Annotated in this window: 18 protein-coding genes and 1 pseudogene; 13 read left to right on the top strand and 6 right to left on the bottom strand. The window is 44.4% G+C overall.

Annotation, left to right across the window (positions count from 1 at the left end):
- Window positions 1-5: 5 nt before the first annotated feature.
- Window positions 6-926 (top strand): 1-acylglycerol-3-phosphate O-acyltransferase, YihG family, encoded by a 921-nt coding sequence (yihG, locus tag J8Z24_RS15835; protein WP_252094966.1) that lies wholly within the window; start codon window positions 6-8, stop codon window positions 924-926.
- On the top strand, window positions 923-2,134 hold the full coding sequence (locus tag J8Z24_RS15830; RefSeq protein ID WP_252094965.1) for a mechanosensitive ion channel family protein: 1,212 nt from the start codon (window positions 923-925) through the stop codon (window positions 2,132-2,134). The genes yihG and J8Z24_RS15830 overlap by 4 nt, the downstream gene beginning before the upstream one ends.
- Before the next feature lie 126 nt (window positions 2,135-2,260).
- On the opposite strand, the gene chrA is transcribed toward J8Z24_RS15830, so the two are convergent.
- A complete protein-coding gene (chrA, locus tag J8Z24_RS15825) occupies window positions 2,261-3,391 on the bottom strand; it encodes a chromate efflux transporter (protein WP_125250682.1) in 1,131 nt (376 codons plus the stop codon).
- A 126-nt stretch (window positions 3,392-3,517) separates the two neighbouring features.
- On the opposite strand from chrA, the gene J8Z24_RS15820 reads away from it, so the two are divergent.
- Window positions 3,518-4,297, top strand: a complete 780-nt coding sequence (locus J8Z24_RS15820) for a substrate-binding periplasmic protein (protein ID WP_241651635.1) — start codon at window positions 3,518-3,520, stop codon at window positions 4,295-4,297.
- A gap of 86 nt (window positions 4,298-4,383) precedes the next feature.
- Window positions 4,384-5,010, top strand: coding sequence for a YiaD family glycine zipper/OmpA-like lipoprotein (locus J8Z24_RS15815; protein ID WP_252094964.1), 627 nt, complete (start codon window positions 4,384-4,386; stop codon window positions 5,008-5,010).
- A 247-nt stretch (window positions 5,011-5,257) separates the two neighbouring features.
- On the opposite strand, the gene J8Z24_RS15810 is transcribed toward J8Z24_RS15815, so the two are convergent.
- Together J8Z24_RS15810 and J8Z24_RS15805 are read right to left on the bottom strand one after the other, a co-directional pair.
- The gene (locus J8Z24_RS15810) at window positions 5,258-5,602 is read right to left on the bottom strand and encodes a rhodanese-like domain-containing protein (RefSeq protein ID WP_252094963.1); all 345 of its coding nucleotides are present in this window, start codon (window positions 5,600-5,602) and stop codon (window positions 5,258-5,260) included.
- Window positions 5,603-5,639: 37 nt separating this feature from the next.
- On the bottom strand, window positions 5,640-5,738 hold the full coding sequence (locus J8Z24_RS15805) for a YgaP family membrane protein (protein ID WP_286037141.1): 99 nt from the start codon (window positions 5,736-5,738) through the stop codon (window positions 5,640-5,642).
- A gap of 185 nt (window positions 5,739-5,923) precedes the next feature.
- On the opposite strand from J8Z24_RS15805, the gene J8Z24_RS15800 reads away from it, so the two are divergent.
- The 3 genes from J8Z24_RS15800 to J8Z24_RS15790 are packed head-to-tail and all read left to right on the top strand — an operon-like array spanning window position 5,924 to window position 10,553.
- Window positions 5,924-6,220, top strand: coding sequence for an ArsR/SmtB family transcription factor (locus tag J8Z24_RS15800; RefSeq protein WP_252094962.1), 297 nt, complete (start codon window positions 5,924-5,926; stop codon window positions 6,218-6,220).
- An 18-nt stretch (window positions 6,221-6,238) separates the two neighbouring features.
- A complete protein-coding gene (locus J8Z24_RS15795; protein ID WP_252094961.1) occupies window positions 6,239-9,520 on the top strand; it encodes an efflux RND transporter permease subunit in 3,282 nt (1,093 codons plus the stop codon).
- Window positions 9,510-10,553, top strand: a complete 1,044-nt coding sequence (locus J8Z24_RS15790) for an efflux RND transporter periplasmic adaptor subunit (RefSeq protein ID WP_252094960.1) — start codon at window positions 9,510-9,512, stop codon at window positions 10,551-10,553. The genes J8Z24_RS15795 and J8Z24_RS15790 overlap by 11 nt, the downstream gene beginning before the upstream one ends.
- An 18-nt stretch (window positions 10,554-10,571) precedes the next feature.
- Here the strand turns inward: J8Z24_RS15790 and J8Z24_RS15785 are convergent, their stop codons facing one another.
- Complete coding sequence (locus J8Z24_RS15785) at window positions 10,572-11,249, bottom strand: nitroreductase family protein (RefSeq protein ID WP_147388918.1); 678 nt, start codon at window positions 11,247-11,249, stop codon at window positions 10,572-10,574.
- 151 nt (window positions 11,250-11,400) lie between these two features.
- Between J8Z24_RS15785 and J8Z24_RS15780 the strand changes: the two are divergent.
- The 5 genes and pseudogenes from J8Z24_RS15780 to J8Z24_RS15760 form a co-directional block, all read left to right on the top strand.
- Window positions 11,401-11,520: pseudogene (locus J8Z24_RS15780) on the top strand (ABC transporter ATP-binding protein); the annotation flags it as partial.
- A gap of 214 nt (window positions 11,521-11,734) precedes the next feature.
- Complete coding sequence (locus J8Z24_RS15775) at window positions 11,735-11,968, top strand: hypothetical protein (RefSeq protein ID WP_225740654.1); 234 nt, start codon at window positions 11,735-11,737, stop codon at window positions 11,966-11,968.
- A gap of 122 nt (window positions 11,969-12,090) precedes the next feature.
- The gene (locus J8Z24_RS15770; RefSeq protein ID WP_147388917.1) at window positions 12,091-12,753 is read left to right on the top strand and encodes a fumarylacetoacetate hydrolase family protein; all 663 of its coding nucleotides are present in this window, start codon (window positions 12,091-12,093) and stop codon (window positions 12,751-12,753) included.
- 131 nt (window positions 12,754-12,884) lie between these two features.
- Window positions 12,885-14,072, top strand: coding sequence for a formate-dependent phosphoribosylglycinamide formyltransferase (gene purT / locus J8Z24_RS15765; RefSeq protein ID WP_176033763.1), 1,188 nt, complete (start codon window positions 12,885-12,887; stop codon window positions 14,070-14,072).
- Window positions 14,069-14,962, top strand: a complete 894-nt coding sequence (locus J8Z24_RS15760) for an aldo/keto reductase (protein WP_252094959.1) — start codon at window positions 14,069-14,071, stop codon at window positions 14,960-14,962. The genes purT and J8Z24_RS15760 overlap by 4 nt, the downstream gene beginning before the upstream one ends.
- Before the next feature lie 141 nt (window positions 14,963-15,103).
- Here the strand turns inward: J8Z24_RS15760 and J8Z24_RS15755 are convergent, their stop codons facing one another.
- Together J8Z24_RS15755 and J8Z24_RS15750 are read right to left on the bottom strand one after the other, a co-directional pair.
- A complete protein-coding gene (locus J8Z24_RS15755) occupies window positions 15,104-15,775 on the bottom strand; it encodes a TorF family putative porin (protein WP_128731839.1) in 672 nt (223 codons plus the stop codon).
- 268 nt (window positions 15,776-16,043) lie between these two features.
- On the bottom strand, window positions 16,044-17,210 hold the full coding sequence (locus J8Z24_RS15750; RefSeq protein WP_176033765.1) for a hypothetical protein: 1,167 nt from the start codon (window positions 17,208-17,210) through the stop codon (window positions 16,044-16,046).
- Between the two features lie 199 nt (window positions 17,211-17,409).
- Here J8Z24_RS15750 and J8Z24_RS15745 point away from each other — a divergent pair, with 199 nt between their 5' ends.
- The gene (locus tag J8Z24_RS15745) at window positions 17,410-19,353 is read left to right on the top strand and encodes an AsmA family protein (RefSeq protein WP_252094958.1); all 1,944 of its coding nucleotides are present in this window, start codon (window positions 17,410-17,412) and stop codon (window positions 19,351-19,353) included.
- Window positions 19,354-19,433: the final 80 nt, after the last annotated feature.

The following is a 19,433-nucleotide window of genomic DNA, read 5'->3' as shown; positions in this document are numbered from 1 at the left end:
TTGTGATGTTAAAACAAATACTACCTAAGTGGTTTCTTGGACTTTCAGCCAGCGCTTGGCTGTTGGTTAACACCTTTGTGTGCGGTTTACTTGTGTTGTTGCTCGGTATCGTAAAGCTACTGATACCCTTAAAGTTTATTTCAACAGCTCTGCACTTTTTTTACGGAATGTGGTGTAAAGGGAATCACATTGGGCTGCGTATTGCTAGCGATAAAATCCATGTACGTTTGCCAAAAGAGCTGCATGCGCAAGGTTGGTATTTGTTAATTTCTAATCATCTCAGCTGGTTGGACATTGTTGTGCTTAGTGCCATGGAAGTATTGCCCGCACCTAAGTTCTTTTTAAAGGATGAGCTAAAATATGTTCCTTTTATTGGTACTGGCGCGTGGGCAATGGGTATGCCTTTTATGAAGCGGGCAAGTAAAGCGCAGATCGCTAAAAACCCTAAACTAAAAGGCATGGACGTAGAGCGCACCAAATCGAGCTGTCGTAACTTTCGTGACCATCCAACAACGGTGATCAATTTTGTTGAAGGTACTCGCCACACAAAAGCGAAACATCAGCGGCAACAAAGCCCTTTCAAGCACTTGCTCAAGCCAAAAGCAGGTGGTGTTGCTTTTGCTTTAGAGGTGCTCTCTGATCAGCTTGACGGGATGCTTAATGCGACGTTGGTCTATGAATTAGACGGTGAACATATTTGCCGATCATTTATGCTTGGACGTGTTAATACGATAGATATAAAAATAGATTATATTGCAATGGCGGATATTCCCCTTGGTAACTATCAAAGTGATAAGGCCTACCGAGTACAGTTTCAAGCTTTTATGAATACAGTATGGCAGCGCAAAGACAGCCAATTAGAAGCGCATTGGCTACGCCGATCAGCACCTGAAGACACACTCAGTGAGGAGATAAAGCAACTATGAAGTTTGACCACCTCCATGATGTTGTCCAGCCATGGTTAGAAGCATTACCACAAGGCACTGTGATTAGTGCCTTGTTCACAAATGGTATCGCGGTAGTTGGCTTACTATTTTTATATTGGGTTGTGAGGCGCCTTGTACTGCCTAACGTAGAGAACCTTGCCCGTCATATTTCACCGCGAAAAATAGGTCACCTTGCACCACAACTAAGTAAGTTTAGCGGGCGTTTTGCCTTTGTTTTATGCCTTTTGGTTTTTTCTGCTTATCATGAGCGCTTGTTTGTTGCACCAGCTTGGGTGTTTGTGGTTATGGAGAGCTTGGTTTATGTACTGTTGGTTGTCGCGTCAGGTTTTCTATTTAGCAGTTTGGTGAACTTAGCCAACGGTGTTTATAACTTGTTTCCATTTGCGAAGGAAGTGCCAATTCAGGGCATTATACAAGTTCTTAAGTTGCTGATTTTTATTGTCTGCTCTATTTTAGTGGTGAGCATTCTTGTCGATAAATCACCGACTTATATTCTGTCAGGTTTTGGTGCGATCGCTGCTGTAATTATTTTAGTATTTAAAGATACTATCTTAGGGTTGGTCGCCAGCATTCAAATCGCCGCTAACCGGCTTGTGACTACTGGTGATTGGATCCAAGTAGATGCCTTTGGCGCGGATGGAGAAGTAATAGATCTCGGTTTAAATACAGTCAGAGTGCGTAATTGGGATAACACCGTGACCACAATACCAACCTATATGCTTATCTCTGATTCATTTAAAAACTGGCGAGCAATGCAGGAGTCTGCGGGACGTCGTATTAAACGCGCAATTCATATTGACTTTACTAGTATCGAGTTGTTAAGCGAAGCGCAGCGAGCAGCGATAACCACACAATACCCTTTAATTGAATCACTCGAAGACATACCCAGTGATATTACTAACCTCGGGCTGTTTAGGCGCTATAGTGAAGCTTATTTAAAGCAACATGAAGCGATAAACCAAGAGTGTTTATGTATGGTACGAGAGCTTGCGCCGACTCAACATGGCTTGCCTCTCGAGTTTTACTGCTTCAGCCGTGATAAGCGCTGGGTGGTTTATGAGCACTTACAGGCGGATATTCTTGACTATATGCTCAGTGTAATGCCTGTGTTCGGTCTTCGCCCATATCAAAGTGTCAGTGACTATTTTGGTTCGCATCGCGTCAAGGTGAGAGCTGGTGAGAGGTAGTTAATCTGAGAAGCGATTAAGGCATAAGCGACCCCAGCTTGTGTTAATGTCTGCATAATGGGAGGAAGTAAATCATACCGACAAGATTTACTTTCCTCAAAATAGAGAGTCCTGAATTAATTAGTATTACAAACTGCCTGAGATCAGCCCAAATACGATAAAGGCGATGAGTAATTGCCAGATCGCCGGCTTTAACCACTTCAAGGCGATAAAACCCGCCACCACAGCCACTAAATCCAGCACGCTATGTACCGCAGACTGCCAAATTGGTTGATATAATGCCGCCGCTAAAATACCAACAACTCCTGCGTTTAATGCCGCGCTAATACTAGCAAAGCGGGGTAGTGCGATGAGTGACTGCCACTGCTGATGAAACGCCCACATTAATAGCAGACCTGGCAAGAAAATGGCCAGTGTCGCTATTGCTGCGCCCAAAACTGGGTTTGTCTGCTCGGCAATTGCACCAAGAAAGCTTGCTATGGTAAACATTGGTCCTGGGATTGCTTGTGCAGCTGCATAGGCGGTTAAAAAGGTTTCTTGCTGGATGTTCTCAACACTGCTTTGTAATAATGGTAAAACAACATGTCCACCGCCAAATACCAATGCACCTGCCTGATAAAACTCGGCGAAGATCTGAGTTGGTAGTGCCGCAAAGGTCAGTAAGAATAAACCGATGAATACTGCAAGCACGGGCCAGTTAGGGTAAGTGTGTTGGCTACTTTGTTGACTCGGTACATTACTAAAAGCGTAAAAATAACCGACAACGGCGAGCACTGCGAGTAGCCCTACTTGAGCGTTTAAACTTGGCAAAAATAGTAATATCAATGTTGCAATAAACGTGACAATTTTAAGTGCCATGGTTTTACAGAAGCTTTTAGCCATACTGAGTACCGCATCGGCGACAATCACTACTGCAAACAGCTTAAGACCGTCAATAATCGCAAGTGCAGAACCTGAAAGCTGACCAGCTGTTAATGCCAGTAGCAGCATTAGCAAGAAGGAGGGGAGCGTAAAACCTAAAAAAGCGGCTATTCCACCTATTATCCCTGCTCGTTCAAGGCCAATGGCAAACCCCACTTGGCTAGAGCCCGGTCCTGGGAGAACCTGAGATAGACTGATCATGCTGGCATAGCGTTCACTACTGAGCCATTTCAAGTTATCGACAAAGTGTTTTTTAAAAAATCCTAAATGGGCAGCAGGGCCTCCAAAACTTGTGCAGCCTAGTAAAAAAAACTGATAAAATATTTTCAAAAACATAGTATACCTTGTGATATTGTTAACCTTGTATCCTTACAGTTTTATATGACAATTTTATGACTTTGGTGTGTTTAGTGCCAGCTAGCCAACTGGTGTAACAGCTACAATTGGACAATGATTATGCAAATGAGTTTATTGCGGTATTTGTTTGCTTTACTGGCAAGTTTTTCTGTTTATAGCCAGCAAATAAATGTTGCTGTTGATCACGCCCCGCCATACAGCATTATTGCGGAAAATGGCAAAGTACACGGTTTAATCTTAGACATTCTAGAAATTATTCGCGCACAGTCCAATATTGATTATCAGATAAACACAGTTCCTTGCCCATTTTCACGATGTATGCGTTTGCTAGCACAAGGAGAGGTGGATGTGATGGGGGGGCTTATCAAAACACCACAGCGAGACAAAGTAATAGATTTTGTCGATCCCGCTTATATGGCGCTGACCTCCTCTTTTGTCTTCTATGCCAGAAGAGACAGTAATATTGAAGTTGAACAATATTCGGATCTCTATACCAATCGTATCGCCGTCATGCGCGGTAGCGTATTTTATCCTCGCTTTGACGCGGATAGACAGCTCAATAAAGTCCCTGTATTTAGTGAGCGAGTGGCATTTGATTTACTGTTAAAAGGCCGAGTGGATTTGGTGATTGCAGTTGAAGATACCGCTGAAGTTGCGATGGAAGTATTAGGGCAACCCATTGAAAAGTTAAAAAAGGTCTCTTATCGCCATAGTCAGGCTATTTACGGTCATATGGCAATGAGTACGCAGTTTCATAGCACAGTGCTAGCACAGCGAATTCGTCAAGCTATGCAGCGTTTAGCAGTGGAAAAGAAACTCGATCCGGTTGTGACAAAATATAAATTGCCACCAATTTCTCAGCATGTCTCGACAGTAACACCGTAACAGTAAAATAAACCGCACTTCAGCGAGCGTTAATCACTTATTGCAACAATATGCACAATCAGGTCGAAATGAATTCAGGTGTTAAGATGAATGCAAGAAATGTGTTAGTGGGTGTGGTGGTTGTCGCTGCACTGTCAGGGTGTGAAATGAATAATACCGGCAAAGGCGCAGCGATTGGTGCGGCGACTGGGGCTGTGCTAGGAAAAGCAACCGGTAATCATAAAGACAAGCGCTTAGCAATTGGGGCTGCGGTTGGTGCAATCGCCGGTGCAGCTATTGGTAATTATATGGACAAGCAGGAAGCAGCTTTTAACCAAGAGCTCGCAGGGACTGGCGTAGAAGTTGTTAGAGAAGGTGAACAAATGCGTTTAGTGTTACCTTCAAATATTACGTTTGCCAGTGGTAAGTCCGCGATCAGCCCGAGTTTCTATAACACATTGCAAGGCATTGCGCGTGTGATGCAACAATACGACAAGACATTCCTTACGATTGTTGGTCACACAGATTCCACGGGATCAGCGAGTTTCAACCAAACTTTGTCTGAGCAACGTGCTAATAGCGTGAAGCAATACCTGTTATCTCAACACGTGTTACCGGCGCGATTATATGCTGAAGGGATGGGAGAATCCCAACCTGTTGCAAGCAATCAAACTGAACAAGGAAAAGCACAAAATCGCCGGGTAGAAATCAAAATTATTCCAAACCGCGCGTAGGAAAGCTGTGGGCATATACAAGTATGCCCAGCGAGCTTATACCAATTTGACTTAATACTTGCTCAATTTGAAGGAGTAAATCTGACGCTAACAGCGTTAAAAATTTCTCATTTAGAACAACTAAATAGCAAAATTTTTGCCTTGCCTATATGGATGTAGGTACCTTAGCGATAGCAGGACGCGGTAGCGGAGTTATCGACAAGATTTTCTCGCCTCAAAATAGACCACTTAATTAAGCAAATTGGTATTAAAACGTGTCACACACTACGTCAGCTTTGCAGGTAATTACGCTGACATTGGTGTAACCGATACGGGTAAGTTGCTCTGCGGCAAAAATAGCACGGCCACCGGCAGCACAGTGCAAATAAATTGGTCGGTCTGCGTCTTTTTCCAGTTCTGGAAGTTTAAACTCCAATAAACCGCGAGGAATATTGATTGCCCCGTTAGCCGACTTTTGGCTATGTTCAGCGGGCTCTCGAACGTCAATGACCAAGCCATTGTTTTGGGTAATTTCTGATTTTGCTTGCGCTGCATCGATACAGCGCTGATTTGGTTTTACCGTTTTTAAGACATCTTGGGCAGATATCAGCATACGTCACTCCTTATAAGTTTATTTGTCTCATTATGGCTTACCTGTCCTGAATGCCAAGTTTCTTCAAAATGGTGATCATCGGACACCAGTTTGTAAACGCAGACTGCACCAAATTGACACATATAAATGCACTCAACCAGACTCAATCGAGACTGACAAAATGTGTAAGCAGTCAGGAAATTGCAAATACCACCCCAGCAACTAATCGAAGTAGAGGATGTAAGGTCATAATGAAATTACAGTATATTAGGTTGTTCTAATATTAGACATTGCTAATGTTTGTGTCTATACTTTGTGCAAATTTATTATTAGGGAGTCAGCATGGATCTTGAGCAAATGGCACAAAATGCCGAGCAGGCGGAGTCGTTACTAAAAGTAATGGCAAATAAAAACCGCTTGATGATTTTGTGTTCACTGCAAAAACAGGAGTTAAGTGTCAGTCAGCTTAATGAGATGGTGCCGCTTACGCAGTCTGCTTTATCTCAGCACTTAGCTAGTCTGCGAAAAGCTGAAATTGTATCAACTCGTCGTGACGGTGCCACCATCTATTATCAGGTATCAGATCCTAAAGTGGCGGTAATGCTAGAAAGCCTGTATCAGCTTTTTTGTGCCAACTGATGATTCGGAGCATGGGTTATGCAAAAGCTAGATAGCGCGATTAAGCAAAGCCTACAAGGATATCTGCCTACACTTATTTTTTTGTGTTCTATTTTCCTTGGCCTATTTGCATTGCAAATGACACCAAGAGAAGAAGAGCCACAAATTGTTGTGCCAATGCTAGATATTCATGTCGAAGTCCCTAATACTGCATCTCCGGAAGTCGCACGTTTGGTGACGACACCGCTGGAAAAACTACTATTACAAATTCCCGGTGTAGAACACGTATACTCCACAACGCAAACCGGAGTCGCGGTTGTCACATTAAGGTTTCATGTTGGAGAGGACAGAGAGCGGGCAATTTTAAATACCTACACAAAATTGAATGCCAATCAGCACACCATGCCCGGCATTGTTAAGCAGTGGCAGATCCGTCCGATTGAAGTGGATGATGTGCCAATTCTCATGTTGGGTTTGTATAGTACTAACCCTACTCTGTATGGTGACTATGAACTGACGCGTTTTGCACAAGAGCTATCCATCCAGTTGCAGACTATTGCTGATACCAGTGAAGTCACCGTAATTACTGGGCGCACAAGGGCATTACGTGTCGAGTTAGACTTGGCGGCATTGGCTGCACATCACACTACGCCAATGGATGTACTAAGAGCAATCCAGGCAAGTAACCAAGTTGAGCGGATTGGGCAAGTAAGTGCAGGAAAGCATACCTATACCTTTGAATCTGGCGATGTGATCCGCGGCAAATCTGCGCTTGAAAACCTTACCGTTAACGTGATTAATGGCCGTGGGATTGTCTTAAAAGATGTGGCAGCGGTGCGTGACGGGCCAAATGAGCCTGAAAGCTATCAGTGGCTTGCAAGCAGTACCCTCGGTATGAATGCACCACTTGTTACTATTGGTGTTGCAAAACAAAAAGGCAGTAATGCTGTGACTGTTGCTGAGCAAAGTCTAGAACTTATCAATCAGTTACAGAAGCAGCTGTTACCTGCTGAAGTGAGCGTCAGAGTACTGCGTAATTATGGCAAAACAGCCAATGATAAGGTGAATAACCTAACTTCAAGCTTGGCCTTTTCAGTGTTTACTGTGGTGGTATTTGTTGGCATCTTCCTTGGCTGGCGTTCAGCGATTGTTGTGGGGTTAGCGGTGCCTATCTGCTATGGCATCACTCTCGGGCTAGACTGGGCGTTTGGCTATACCATTAACCGTGTCACGTTATTTGCGTTAATTCTTTCTTTGGGCTTGTTAGTCGACGACCCAATCACTGGGATTGATAATATAAATCGGTTTATTCACCATGGGGCTGGACAAGATAAAGATAAGCATATTGTTGCTGCCATGGTAGAAATCAAATCGCCACTAGTGATGTCTACTTTGACCATTATTATGGCATTTATTCCACTTGCATTTATTACTGGCATGATGGGACCTTATATGGCACCGATGGCATTTAATGTGCCGATAAGCGTAATGGCGTCAACTTTGGTGGCCTTTTTAGTGACCCCGTGGTTATCTAAGAAGTTACTACAAGCCAAATCAATACCACAAACGGTTGCCCCGCAAGCCTCTTTATATGGCAAAGTGATGTTGCCATTGCTAAAGCACCCCACTAGAGCCAAATGGGTACTTTGGATTGTACTTGGGCTGTTTATTGCGAGTATCAGCTTACCGATATTTCGAGTTGTGCCGCTCAAGCTGCTGCCATTTGACAATAAAAGTGAAATTCAAGTGTTAATTGATATGCCCGAAGGCACCAGCCTTGAACAAACGGCTTTGATGGCTAAAAAAATTCAGGGAGTTGTCTGGTCTGAAGTGGAAGTGACGGACATTGCCGCGTTTGTTGGTAAACCATCAAGCATGGACTTTAATGGCATGGTGCGCGGCTACTATCGCAGATATGGTACCCACCTTGCTGAACTGCGTGTACTTTTGGTAGATAAAGAAGCGCGGGCGCACCAATCTCATGCTGTGGTAATGCGGCTGCGGGATAAACTACAGCAGTTTAATCAGGGGTTAACTCAAGTGAAAGTTGTTGAGGTGCCACCTGGACCACCTGTTTTGAGCACGCTCGTTGCCGAAGTATATGCCCAGCCATTTGTGTCTCGTGCCACCCATGAGGCGGCTGCTCAACAAGTTGCTAAAAGACTAAAACAAGAGCCTCATGTAGTAGAGGTGGACACATCTATGGCAACACCCACCGTATTTAAACGTTTTGTTGTAGATAAGCAAAAAGCAGCCCTCTCTGGCATTGCCACAGCGGATGTGAATCAATCTTTGGCCATAGCCAGCGGCACAATACAAGCAGGGTTTCTCTATACCGAACATGAAGCCGCAACGGTGCCCATTGAGCTGGGGGTTAACTACAGCCAACGTAATCAATGGCAAAACTTGTTGGCTATGCAGGTTCGTGGCCGCCAAGACTTAGCAAAAAGCGCACAAGAATACGGCTTAGCGCAAGCTGCACGGCCACTGGTTGCAATTGCGGAACTAGGCGAGCTAACCTCTGTAGATACTGCTCCTGTAATAATGCGTAAAGATCTTCGAGAAGTAATTTATGTGTTTGCTGAGCTCAACGGCCGCACACCTGCTGAAGTTATTGCTGATGTCGTTGCGGACGAAAACCAGCAGCTGCCTCAAAGCCAATGGTCATCACGTAACTTTTTACAAAGTGGCGGTGGTATCAGTTGGTCGATGCCTGAAGGCACTAGTTATACCTTTAAAGGAGAGGGGGAGTGGCGGATTACCATTGATGTGTTTAGGGATATGGGCATTGCGTTTGTATTTGCACTCACAGCAATATTTATGATTTTACGTATACAAACCGTATCCAGTCGCTTGTCATTGATTATTATGTCTGCCATTCCGCTTACCATGATAGGGATCATGCCAGGTTTTTGGTTGCTCAATCAGTTTGGAGAGCGTGTAATTGCTGATGCTCCAGAGCCTGTGCTATTCACTGCAACCGCCATGATTGGCATGATTGCCTTGGCTGGTATTGTAGTTCGAAACTCTCTTATCTTAGTGGAGTTTATTAATCAATCTCGTTCGGCAGGTATAACACTCATTGATGCCTTAATTACAGCTGGTACAGTTAGGATGCGACCTGTATTACTCACCGCAGGAACGACCTTATTAGGTAACTTAGTGATTATTTTAGACCCCGTATTCAGTGGGCTAGCACTTGCAATTATTTTCGGCATCATTGCTTCAACATTATTTTCGCTGTTGGTTGTGCCAATTGTGTATTACTTGGTATTCAAAGATGCACCAGCATCAGCTCAGGAGTCATCACATGTCTCGTAATCAAATTATTGTTCCTGTCATTGCTATTGCTGCCTTGCTGCTTATGGTGGTGTGGCTTGCTGGTGGTTTTCAGGAAAAGCTAGCCCCAGGGGAAAAAGTGCAGCAACCGCAGTATCAAGGTAAGCGCTATACGGTACAAGCATCTTCGGTTGCAATAATAGAGCAAGTGCCAGCCAGTGTGGTTGCAAAAGAAAATACGCTAGTATCGAGCCGCCTATTGGCCGAGTTAAAAACGCTCAGTGTTAGGGCTGGTGATAAGGTGGTTGCGGGGCAGTTAATTGCGACATTAGATGACGCGGAGCTTAAAGCGGAATTACAGCGTGTAGAGGCGCAGCAAGCGGCTAACTCGGCAAAGCTTGTGCAAGCCAAAAAGCAATTAGCACGAAGCAAATCTCTAAATGAAAAGGGGTTGATTGCGATAAATCAAGTCGATGAATGGCAAGCCAGTGTCGATGAGCTGCAAGCACAGGGCCGAGCATTACAAGAGGCCCTTCGCAGTGCGCAAGTCGCGCTAGGGTACACACAGATAATTGCACCTATCTCCGGTAAAGTGGTTGAGCGTTTACAGGAGCCAGGTAGTACGGTGAGCCCTGGCAGTACTATTGTTTCTTTGTTTAATCCACTGCAATTGCAAATCGAAGCGTCCATTCGAGAAGCGCAAGTTAAACACATTCAGCTAGGCAGCGAAATTAAAGTACGTATTCCTGCATTAGAGGTGACGCAAATGGCAAGGGTGTCGGAAATGGTTCCAGTTGCCGACAGTCAAGCGCGCAGTTTTGTCATTAAACTTGATATGCCACTGATGCGTAGCGTTGTGCCGGGTATGTATGCCGTAGTGGAGTTAGTACTTGGTGAACGCTCTGCTATTCAAATTCCCACTAAGATGATCAGTAAACATGGTCAGTTGGCGATGGTAGAGGTGGTTGAAAATGGCCAGCGATATAAACGTTATATACGTTTAGGTGAAGAGCGCAGCAACAAGACGATTGTGATCACAGGGCTCAATGAGGGCGATCAACTAGCCGTATATTAACAGCTAGTTGGATATCGTTTAGATGAAAGTGGCTATTTCTTCAAGTGACTTTTTAACTGTAGCATGTTCAGGGACAGTGGCTTCATCACTTGGATAGCCTGCAATAAGTAACATGTAGGGGCGCTCATTATCTTTGTCCCTACCACATAACTCTGTTAAAAAGCTCATTGGTTTTGGCGTATGTGTCAGTGTTGCCAATCCTGCATTATGAAGCGCTTGGATCAGAAACCCAGTGGCAATACCTACTGACTCGTGCACGTAATAATTGGTATTTTTATCTTCAGCGTGGATCCCGCCTTTTTTCTGGCTAAAAATCGCAATTAACCAAGGTGCATGCTCAAGGTAGGGTTTTTGTGCATCGGTCCCTAGCGGCTTTAGCGCATCTAGCCATTCATCACCAGCACGGCCTTGATAAAAAGAGCGCTCTAACTCTTCTGCAGCGGCTCGGATCTGTTGTTTTTTTTCTTTGCTGCCAATTGCTACAAAGTGCCATGGCTGGTGGTTTGCACCGCTTGGTGCCGTACCTGCTGCTCTTATACAGGTTTCAATAATTTCTTGAGGTACTGAGCGGTCGCTAAAAGCGCGGATACTATGACGTCTTTTACTGTGTTCCAAGAAGGCCTCAGCACGACTTAGCATCTCATCATGAGGGTATTCGATAAAATCCGTCAGTGGGTGGTTGGCATGATCTTGCATGTTAGTTTTCCTTGGTATTTGTAAAATAAGGGTGTTACCTAGTGTTTCAGTGTTTACTTTTATTTGCAATTGATATGTTTGTGTTAACTGTTACTAACGTAGGTGAATGTTATAAAAAGGGCAATAATAAAAATCCATAAAGGAAATAAAAATGCTTGAAATATCAGGACTCTCTAAAACCTATGACAATGGTGTTCATGCCTTGCGAGGTGTAGAACTCTCGATCCCAAAAGGTATGTTTGGTTTACTTTGCCCTAATAGCGCTGGTAGGTGATCGCGACACACTATTTACCGGACAAATACTGCCCTGCGTATTCTCACCATGAGCCCTAAAGGATTTGAAGCAGTGTCTGCTGATTTTATGGTGATTTTGTCAGCACTTAATCATTTATTTTGGTCAAAAGACGCAGGGAGAATATTAAAGAGCCGACTAAGATAACTAGGCAGCAACCTTGGTGCCATAGATAAAACAGCGATGGCATGTGGTGTTTAATGAAGAAAAAATTCCGTTTGACCAACAAATAGGTATCGCTTTGTTTTTCGCAGATCTAGATATAATTCAAAGAGGTAATGCGTTATTGTATTTACAAAAGCATAGGATTGTATCCGGTGCAAATACAATTGAGCTAACAGTAAAGGACTTACCGAAGTTTGCTGGGGTTGACCCGTTTGTAAAGCTGGTTGATAAAAAAGCGGCTGATAATATCAAGTCGCTGTAGCTATTAATACTGTCGAAAAGGCTTCTTCGGAAGCCTTTTTATTGGCTAGCAGTACCGTGAATTACTCCTTCAAATTGAGCAAGTATTAAGACTAATTGGTATAACACACAGAGAGAGTTAGTATGTACCAGCATAAGCGCGATAATTTAGTACCATGGGATTTACCTGTGGGTAAAATAGTTTGTATTGGCAGAAATTATGTTGAACATGCCAAAGAGTTAGATAATCCAATCCCCGATAACCCATTATTATTTATAAAACCAGCTACCAGCTTGGTCACATTTGATAGCGATTTATGTTTAAACGCTGCGCTTGGTGAGCATCATTATGAAGCAGAGCTCGCACTGTTGATTGGTACGCAAATTGATGCAAATACGGCAGAGCCACTAAAGCACATTGCTGGAGTGGGACTTGCGCTTGATTTAACTTTGCGAGACCTACAAAGTGAATTAAAAGCACAAGGGCACCCTTGGGAGCGAGCAAAAGCCTATGATAATAGCTGTCCAATCACGCCATTTATTCCTTGCGATGAAAGCACCTTTGCTGAGGGCGTAGAGTATCGCTTTTGGCAGAATGATGAGCTAAAACAGCATGGCGACTCTAGCTTAATGATTTTTCCGATCATTGAGTTGATGAATGAAATCACGCGTTACTTTACGTTGCAACCAGGAGATATTGTGCTCACTGGCACCCCCAAAGGTGTGGGTAGTCTAGCATCAGGTGATAAGTTGAAACTACAACTTGAACAATACCCGGCTTGGCATGGTAACGTCACCGTAAAGTAAGTAACAGCAAGCACTTTGTTGTTGATAAAGTAGGTATGTAGAGGGCGTTTTAATTGCATGCCTACCTCCTGGCTTTTTTGCATGACAAAAAGTCGTTACCATGGAGGTATCAAACCAACCAAGGAATCATCATGAAAATCAAACCTCTGGGCACGCCCTTTTCCGCAACAGCTTGCAAAGTATTACTCTGCGGTGGTGGCGAGTTAGGGAAGGAAGTCGTCATCGAATTTAAGCGCTTAGGTGCTGAAGTGATTGTATTAGACCGCTACGACAATGCGCCTGCGATGCAAGTAGCAGATCGCAGCTATACCTTGTCTATGTTGGATGGTGAAAAGCTCAAAGCGATTATTGAACAAGAGCAACCTGATTATATCGTGCCAGAAATTGAAGCCATTGCGACGGATAAGCTGGTGGAATTAGAGGCTGAGGGTTACACGGTGGTGCCAACCGCCAAAGCGACTCAGCTGACCATGAACCGTGAAGGGATCCGCCGTCTTGCTGCTGAAACGCTTGGGCTTGCCACTTCACCCTATCAATTTGTTGATACCTTGGCAGACTTTAATGCCGCTGTCGCACGCATTGGCATGCCATGTGTAGTTAAGCCTATCATGAGCTCGTCAGGTAAAGGGCAAAGCGTGATTAGAAACGCTGAAGATGTGGAAGCCGCTTGGCACTACGCACAAGAGGGTGGGCGTGCAGGTCAGGGCAGAGTGATTGTGGAAGGTTTTATTGATTTTGACTATGAAATTACGCTGCTAACCGTACGCCATATCGATGGCACGAGCTTTTGTGAACCAATTGGGCATGTGCAACAAGACGGTGATTACCAGCAAAGTTGGCAGCCGCAGCAGATGTCTGAGTTGGCACTAGAGCGTAGTAAAGCCATGGCTGAAAAAGTCACGGAAGCACTTGGTGGTCGGGGTCTGTTTGGCGTTGAACTCTTTATTAAGGGTGATGAAGTGTACTTCAGCGAAGTGTCACCAAGGCCACATGATACCGGCATGGTTACGCTTATCTCGCAAGACTTAAGTGAGTTTGCACTGCATGCTCGCGCGATTTTAGGCTTGCCTATCCCCACCATTCACTTCCATGGACCATCGGCATCTAGCGTGATCCTTGTCGAAGGTCAGTCAACACAATTACAGTTCAACAATCTTGCACAAGCGCTTGCAGAGCCACTAACGGATATTCGTTTGTTTGGTAAACCAGAGGTGAGTGGCAAGCGCAGAATGGGTGTGGCGTTAGCACGCTCAGACTCGGCTGAAAGTGCTGTCGAGAAAGCCATGCGAGTAGTTGCAAAAGTAGGAATTACGTTATGAACTCAATCACCCGCGTACTTGACCCATTAGTATTGGGGTTTTGGCGGCTTTTAGACTGGCAAATTACGCCGCAAGAAAATTTACGCTTTTTAAAGCAAGCGATTGAGCTTGGAATACGTGATACAGATCATGCTGATATTTACGGTGAGTATCAGTGTGAGGCGGAGTTTGGTAAAGCCTTAGCGCTTGAGCCTAGCATTCGAGAGCACATTCGGATCATCACCAAATGTGGCATTAAGCCCGCATTTCCGAGCTTGGGATTAGCGGGAAAGGCAAACCATTATGATTCAAGCAAGGCGCATATCATTGCCCAAGCGCAGCAGTCATTAAAAAACTTTGGCACGGATAGGTTAGATGTGCTGTTGATCCATCGCCCTGATTATCTAATGGATGCCGATGAAGTTGCCGATGCGTTTAATACCCTTAAACAAAACGGCGATGTACTTCATTTTGGGGTCTCGAACTTTACACCCAGCCAGCTTGCCTTATTGCAATCGAGGCTCGATTTCGCTTTAGTGACCAACCAAATTGAGTTTTCACCTTTTGAGATGAAAGCGCTTGACGATGGCACCCTTGATCAGTGCCAGCAACTAGGCATGAACCCTATGCTGTGGTCGCCACTGGCTGGGGGCAGAATATTTTCCAATGAAGATGAAAAAGCCAAACGACTCCGTGCGGTGTTACAGCAAGTGGGTGAAGAGATCGGTAGCGCTGAAATTGATCAAGTGGTATACGCATGGCTAGCCATGCACCCATCGAAACCTGCCACTGTGCTTGGAACAGGAAATATCACCCGAGTTGCCAGCGCGTTTACTTCACAGTCACTTAGCATGAGTCGCGAGCAGTGGTATCGCATTTGGACGGCGTCTACTGGGCATAGCGTACCATAAAGCAGCATGTGTTTGGATTGGAGCTAATTTACGCGACAACCTTGTAAATTCAGCCACAAAAAAGGGCCTTTCGGCCCTACGTGTTGCAGCAAGTAAAAAATAAGGTGGTGCGGCTGTCACAAGACCGCCCACCTTTGGTCATCACAGATTAAAATCTAATCCATAACTTACGTAAGCTTTAATATCATCGCTACTGTCTAAGTCGGTTTTTACTAATCCAAAGGTAAAGCCTTGCGTAGATAAACTCACGCCGTAATCCATATAAGCGTCTTCTTCACCTGTCCACTCAAGCACGGTGTCTCCGCTGGAGCGACCAATATGTAAAGTTAATTCACTGTCTTTAAAAATGGGGAAGCTGGCCGACACTTCGGCATACAGCATGTCTTCTTCTGTGGTTGAATCGCTTTGTGCTGTGGCTAGGTGGCTGAGTTTAAAAGTAAAGTATTGCCAGCCAAGTGCGGCGTAAATCTCGCCAAAATCAATATCTCCACTGGCATCGGGGTAGGCGTAGTGAATATAACCGAAATCAAAACTCATGCCTTTGATTTCACCAGCGTAACCGGCGTACAGATCCATCTCATAACTGGCAGCGTCGCCAAAGTCGATGTTAGAAATCCAAGTACCAGCATAAAACCCAGACTCACTGCTATAATCTAAGCCGCCAGACACCGCTGCGCCATCATCGCTTTGAGTGATCCCACGCCAGTAATAATTTGAGCTGGCCGCAATATTTGCTGTTACTTCCGCTTGAGCTGAAACACAAAAGCACGCAGTTAATCCGCCGAGTAGCATAAGTAAAGGTTTGTTTGTCATTCTGTTTTCCCCATTGAACGCAGAGTTTTTATTTAATTGTTGTCATTACACTTTTTGTAAAGAGTGACTGCAAAGGGAAGGCCAACATCTGAAAGTAACGGAGATTTAATTCTATATTATTAAAAATATTGGAATTTTATTTCATGTTCTCTGAACATAAAAGCATTGACTGCATAAATACTGCACGGGGCTGGTGCAAAAAGTCGCTGCTTGCACATTAATAATGCAAGCAGCGTATTGAGGGGAGAGTTATTGAAGTGCTGGCAGGTTAGCCAAAGATGGTACGCATAAGGCTGATGGTTTCATCGACACTACGACCTTTTTCTACTTCAGCGACTATCGAGTCACGTTTGGCGCGAATATGCTCTGGAATAGACTCATCTGCAAGGGCGCGGTCGACCAGTACCTCTGCTGACTCTTTACCACGGCGTACGGTCTTTTTGCCACCACTGCTTCCGGTGCGTTTAGGCTTATGCAGTAGCTTAAAGTAGTTGGAGTTAGTTGCTGTGTCTTTGTCTGCGTGATAAAACAGACAAGGTAATAGGGCTTTAATCTCAGCTAATTGGGTTTCAAATTCATCAGCTGGTGCAGCCATGGTGTACCACGGCATCGTTTTAATGGTGCTGACTATATCTGTCCAATAACGCTCAAAATCGCGATTGTTTAGCTTCGCAATACCAAGCGCTTGGCACAAAGCGTCAAGTTTACTGGGCGTTATTGGTGTGAACACATCTGGGCGACGCATTGCTAATAGGCGAGTGGCTGGTGCAAGCGTTGGCTTTTCCTCGCTGCCAGAAAAGGCACTTAAATACCCCACCATAAATGATTGATAGTGCTCAAGCGTTACGTCACCTTCAGCAGGAATAGCAGCTAATGCGTCATCAAAAGCACCCGGAAGGTCGTCTAATAATTGGTGAAAGCCTTTTGCACTTTTGGTGGAAGCAAACCACTCGACGTCAAATTGATACACGCTAGTGTCTAAACTTGCAGCATGTTTACCACTAAAGGCAAGGCGATCTTCTTTAATCATGTCCTTCAGTGGTGTGCTACGCATTGGTTTTAGGTATTCGATTAATTTTAGTTGTTCATCTAGTGCAACTATCTCTTTATGGTCAGCAATAAATGCAGTCACCATAGGCCAAGGTGCTATGCGTAAAGTTTTTAGCTGTAAAAAGCTAATTGCTGAGATAAGTAAATCTTGTAGCTTTTTAACGATAGGAAGTTGATGGTCATCCAAGAGATCAAAGTTGATACGGTTTTTTGCCACATCAAGTAGTTCATAGCACCAACCAAGAAAATCTTCAGGGTGATTTTCCACTTTAACCGCCATCAGATTGAGGCTGATCTCTGTGGCCTGTTTAAGGATATTTTGATAAATCTGACTTTCCTGTTCGCCCAAGGCCATGTTTGACGGTGATATGAGCAGTTTCTTCATGTGGGTTAGATACTCCAAGTTTGATTAATAAGCTAACCAGTAAAATATAGCGAATGACGATAAAAACTGGCAAGGGCGAGGATCATACCGATTAGTGATGAGGTTGCAATCGCTCAGTACAAATTATTTGCCTTTATTCATGGTATATTCGATAACAAGGGTTATCATAAAAATAATCAAGATTTATGAAGGAAAGGCAATGAATCGGCTAGCTAAAATCGTAGGTGTCATAATAGCGCTTATTATTATTCTTGTTATCGCAGCTCCGTTTTTAATCCCCAAACAAGCCGTTATCAGCCAGATAACATCACAGATAGAGTCAGTGACAGGTAGAAAGCTGTCGATTGATGGCGACTCTGACATTGGTATTTTCCCGACTCTACATATCGAGCTAAACCAAGTGCGATTTGCCAACATGGCAACGGGCAGTCGCCCAGATATGTTCGCCATGGAGCAACTTGTCGTGCATATTCCATGGTTAAGTGCGTTGTCTGGTGAAGCTAAGCTTGAGCGCTTTGTGATCAGTAATCCAAATATTATTCTCGAAACTGACAAACAAGGTAACGCGAACTGGCGGTTGCTACCCGCCAGTGCAGAAAACACGCCAACGGCACAAACCAGCTCTAAAGGTAATATGCAGTTACCGGAGGGCTTAGATGTTAGCCTTGGCGAAGTGGCGATTTATGGTGGCTCGGTGACTTATCTTGATGGTGTGACAGGCGCTAAATATCAAGTAACTGATTTAGACATTGGCGTGATGCTATCGTCACTTTACCAACCACTAGAAGTCGACGGTAAGCTGACTTTTCAAGGTCAAATTTTTAACCTTGTTACTACACTCGACAATCCAGCAAAGGCGATCGAAGGTGCAACCTTTAATGTTGAACAACAAGTAAAATCAGCGCTGTTCAACCTTGACTATAAAGGTGAAATTGCAGAGCAAGGTAAAACCATTCGCGGTCAGTTAGCCTTGTCAGGCGACTCGGTAAAAGCGCTAGCTGAGTGGCAGGGCGTTGACCTAAAAGCCAAAGAAAATGCGTTTAACAACTTTGGCCTAAACGCCACAATGAGGATGCAAGGGCAAGTTTTTACTCTTAACGCCTTAGAAGCGACCGTGGACGAATTGGTAATAAAAGGTCAAAGTAAAGTCACCCTCTCTGGTAAGCCTGATATTACCGCGAGTGTTGACCTTGGCATGTTAGATCTTAACCCTTATTTGCCAGAGCCTGTAGAAAAACCACAAACGAAACCTGAGCCTGAGGGGGCACCAGCACAGCCAATCGTGTGGGATGACTCTGTAATTGATTTATCAGCGCTTAATAGCCTTAATGCGAATGTGAAGATCACCTCAACAGGGCTACGTGCGAGAGAAATTAAGCTTGGCGAAAACCAAATCAGCTTAGCACTTAACTCAGGTAAAGCGACACTCGGCTTAGATAAGTTCCAAGCCTATGAAGGTCAGGGTAAAGGCAAGGTTGAGGTAAACGCGGCAACAAAACCTTATGTCATCAATACTGACTTTACATTAACAGCGATTAACGCTGAGCCACTACTGACCGATGCTATCGGCTTTGACAAAATATTGGGTAAAGGAAGTCTTAATTGGGCGTTAAGCACGCAAGGTGTCAGTCAAAAGCAATTTGTGAATGCTCTTGATGGTAAATTAGGTTTTGAGTTCAAAGATGGTGGGGTGAAAGGTGCAAACCTTGCTGAGATGATCCGTAAGGGCAAAGAGATGCTCAAAGGCGATTTCTCTTCGGTATCGCAAGGACTCAATGCCAATTTCGACCCAGATCAAAAAACCGACTTCTCAGCCATGACTGGCACCTTTTTCTTTACCAAAGGTGTAGGTCAAAATGATGACTTCTCGTTGGCAAGTCCTTTACTACGAGTGACAGGTAAGGGTACCGTTGATTTACCACAAACTTTGGTCGATTACCGTGTGGTGACTGGAATTGTTGATACCATTGAAGGGCAAGCGAGTACTGATGATAGTACCGGTTTTAAAATTCCGGTGCGGGTCAAAGGCCCATTCCACAAAGTGGATACTAGCCTAGATTTAAAAGAAGCGGCTAAAGATAAAGCCAAAGACAAGGTAAAGGACAAGATAAAGGATAAGCTTAAAGGGTTGTTCGGCGGCTAACTGATAACATCCCAGATGAGTAAGTTGCGTGAAGTCAATGAAGCAGCTCGCAAAGGTTGTCAGTGGCGGCCTTTGCGTTA

It is taken from the genome of Pseudoalteromonas sp. SCSIO 43201 (assembly GCF_023716725.1).
Lineage (GTDB): Bacteria > Pseudomonadota > Gammaproteobacteria > Enterobacterales > Alteromonadaceae > Pseudoalteromonas > Pseudoalteromonas peptidolytica.
The sequence above is the reverse complement of the archived record's forward strand: the minus strand, read 5'-3'. Positions and strand labels throughout refer to the sequence as shown.